At 67.7% G+C, this 2,903-nt stretch carries 4 protein-coding genes; all 4 read right to left on the bottom strand.

What is annotated here, in order from left to right; translation table 11 throughout:
- A partial coding sequence (locus tag QZ753_RS20280; protein WP_294646391.1) for an NAD(P)-binding domain-containing protein occupies positions 1 to 583 on the bottom strand: 583 nt, incomplete at its 3' end.
- Positions 584 to 676: 93 nt separating this feature from the next.
- Positions 677 to 1,519, bottom strand: a complete 843-nt coding sequence (gene fghA, locus QZ753_RS20275) for an S-formylglutathione hydrolase (protein ID WP_294646389.1) — start codon at positions 1,517 to 1,519, stop codon at positions 677 to 679.
- Between the two features lie 21 nt (positions 1,520 to 1,540).
- Positions 1,541 to 1,957 carry a GNAT family N-acetyltransferase gene (locus QZ753_RS20270; protein ID WP_294646388.1) on the bottom strand — a complete coding sequence of 139 codons (417 nt, stop codon included), beginning with the start codon at positions 1,955 to 1,957 and terminating at the stop codon, positions 1,541 to 1,543.
- A gap of 44 nt (positions 1,958 to 2,001) precedes the next feature.
- Positions 2,002 to 2,903, bottom strand: a 902-nt coding sequence (locus QZ753_RS20265) for a zinc-binding dehydrogenase (protein ID WP_294646386.1), incomplete at its 5' end; no start/stop codon positions are given.

Below are 2,903 nucleotides of genomic sequence, written 5' to 3'. Positions count from 1 at the left end.
ATTCGATGCCGTTGTGGATCGTCTTGACGAAATGGCCGGCGCCGTCGGGGCCGAGCCAGTCGACGCAGGGCGAGCCGTCGAACTTGGCGGCGATCGGCTCCAGCAGCGGCTTCAGGCGCTCCCACACGGCCTCGTCGCCGCCGACCATGATCGAGGGGCCGTTGCGCGCACCGACCTCGCCGCCCGACACGCCCATGCCGACGAAGTGGATGCCGGTGGGCTTCACCGCCTTCTCGCGGCGCACCGTGTCGTTGAAGTCGGCGTTGCCGGCGTCGATCAGGATGTCGCCGGGGGCGAGATGCGGCAGGACGAGCGCCATCTGGTCGTCGACCGGCTTGCCGGCATTGACCATCAGCACCACGACGCGCGGGCTTTTGAGCACCCCGACGAAGTGCTCGATCGAATCGGTCGGCACCAGACGATCGGCGAGAGCCGGGTTCTCGTCGCGCACGCCGTAGGCCTTCTCGGTCGTGCGGTTGCCGAGAGCGACGGTGAACCCGCCGCTGTCGGCGAAGTTGAGCGCCAAGCTCGCGCCCATCGTGCCCATGCCCAAGACGCCGAGATCCGCCTGGTTGCCGCTCATCCGATTCGCCCTCCACGTGCCTGTTCGGGCCACGGGTTTAACGGATGACGGGCGGGCGTTCCATCGAAACGGTTGAAACGCCCGCCCGGGCGCTCAGCGCTTCAGGCGCTCGGCGTGCCAGGCGATGTGTTCGTCCATGAAGGTCGAGATGAAGTTGTAGGAGTGGTCGTAGCCCTCGCGCATGTTGAGCGCGAGGCGGATGCCCGCCTTGTCGCAGGCCTCCTTCAAGAGCTGCGGGCGCAGGCCGTCGTCGAGATAGGGGTCCGCCGTTCCCTGATCGACCAGAAACTCCGGGAAGCGATGCCCGTCCTCGATCAGGAGCGTCGCGTCGTAGGGACGCCACGTCGCCCGGTCGCGGCCAAGATACTTCTCGAAGGCGGGGCGCGACCAGTCCGCTGTCGACGGCTGGACGATCGGCGCGAAGGCCGACGCGCTCTTGTAGGCCTCCGGGTTGCGCAGCGCGGCGACGAGCGCCCCGTGTCCGCCCATGGAGTGGCCGAAGATCCCCTGACGATTCATGTCGGCCGGAAAATGCGTCGCGACGTAGCCCGGCAGCTCGTCGGTGACGTAGGAATACATCCGGTAGTTGGCGGCATAGGGGGCCTGCGTCGCGTCGACATAGAAGCCGGCGCCCGAGCCGAACTGCCAGTTGTCCGCCTCGTCGGGCACGCCAGGGCCCCGCGGGCTGGTGTCGGAGAGGACGATCATCACGCCGTGCTCGGCTGCCGCGCGGCGGAATTCGCCCTTGTCCATCGCGTTCTGGTGCGTGCAGGTCAGACCCGACAGGTACCACAGGACCGGCACCTTGCCGTCCCGCGCCTGCGGCGGGGTGAACACGGCGAAGGTCATCGGCGTGTCGGTGGTGCGGGACTGGTGGCGATACACCCCTTGCGTGCCACCATGGGCCTTCGCTTCCGAGATCACGTCGAGGGGCATGGGCGGTCCTTTCGGTTGGTCTTACGCCGCCGGCGCGCGACGCATGTCGAGATGGGGGATGCCGTCTTCCAGATAGGCATCCGAGATGGTGACGAACCCATGACGCGCATAGAAGGTTTCCAGATGCGCCTGCGCCGACAGGTCGATCGCGGCCTCCGGCCAGCGCTCCGCGCACAGACGCAGCGCCTCGGCCATCATCCTGTGACCGAGGCCGCCGCCGCGAAAGCCGGCTGCGGTCGCGATCCGGCCGATGCGGGCCCGGCCCGCCTCGTCCGGCGCGAAGACGCGCAGGACCCCGGCGAGGTCGTCGCCCGACAGCGCCCGCAGGTGCAGCGCCTCGCCGTCCCGGCCGTCGATTTCGGCAAAGGCGCAGGCCTGCTCCACCACGAAGACGTCCTGCCGGAGCTTCAGGAGGTCGTGGACTTGCCCCCCCGTCAAATCGCGGAGTTCCGACCAGTGCCAGCGCGTCTCGGCGGTCACGCTCAGTAGACGACGACCGAGCGGATCGACTTGCCCTCGTGCATGAGGTCGAAGGCGGTGTTGATCTCGTCCAGCGGCATCGTGTGGGTGATGAGGTCGTCGATGTTGATCTTGCCGTCCATGTACCAGTCGACGATCTTCGGCACGTCGGTCCGGCCGCGTGCGCCGCCGAACGCCGTGCCGCGCCAGACGCGGCCGGTGACGAGCTGGAACGGCCGGGTCGAGATTTCCTTGCCGGCTTCCGCCACACCGATGATGATCGATTCGCCCCAGCCGCGATGACAGCATTCCAGCGCCTGGCGCATGACGTCGGTGTTGCCGGTCGCATCGAACGAGAAGTCGGCGCCGCCCCCCGTGAGGTCGAGGATCGCCTGCACCACCTTGTCGTTGCCGACCTCGCGCGGATTGACGAAGTCGGTCATGCCGAACCGCCTCGCCATCTCGACCTTGCCGGGATTGATGTCGACGCCGATGATCTTGTCGGCGCCGACCATGCGCGCGCCCTGGATCACGTTGAGCCCGATGCCCCCTAAGCCGAACACCACGACGTTGGCGCCGGGCCAGACCTTGGCGGTGTAGATCACGGCGCCGATGCCCGTCGTCACGCCGCAGCCGATGTAGCAGATCTTGTCGAAGGGAGCGTCCTCGCGCACCTTCGCTACCGCGATCTCGGGCAGCACGGTGAAGTTCGAGAAGGTCGAGCAGCCCATGTAGTGGAAGACGGTCGTCTCGTCGCAGCGGAAGCGCGAGGAGCCGTCGGGCATGACGCCTTGGCCTTGCGTCGAGCGGATCGCGGTGCAGAGATTCGTGCGCTGCGACAGGCAGCTCTTACAGTTGCGGCATTCGGGCGTGTAGAGCGGGATGACGTGGTCGCCGGGCTTCACCGAAGTGACGCCCGCGCCCA

Source organism: uncultured Aureimonas sp. (assembly GCF_913775355.1).
In the GTDB taxonomy this organism is placed as follows: Bacteria; Pseudomonadota; Alphaproteobacteria; order Rhizobiales; family Rhizobiaceae; genus Aureimonas.
The sequence above is the reverse complement of the archived record's forward strand: the minus strand, read 5'-3'. Positions and strand labels throughout refer to the sequence as shown.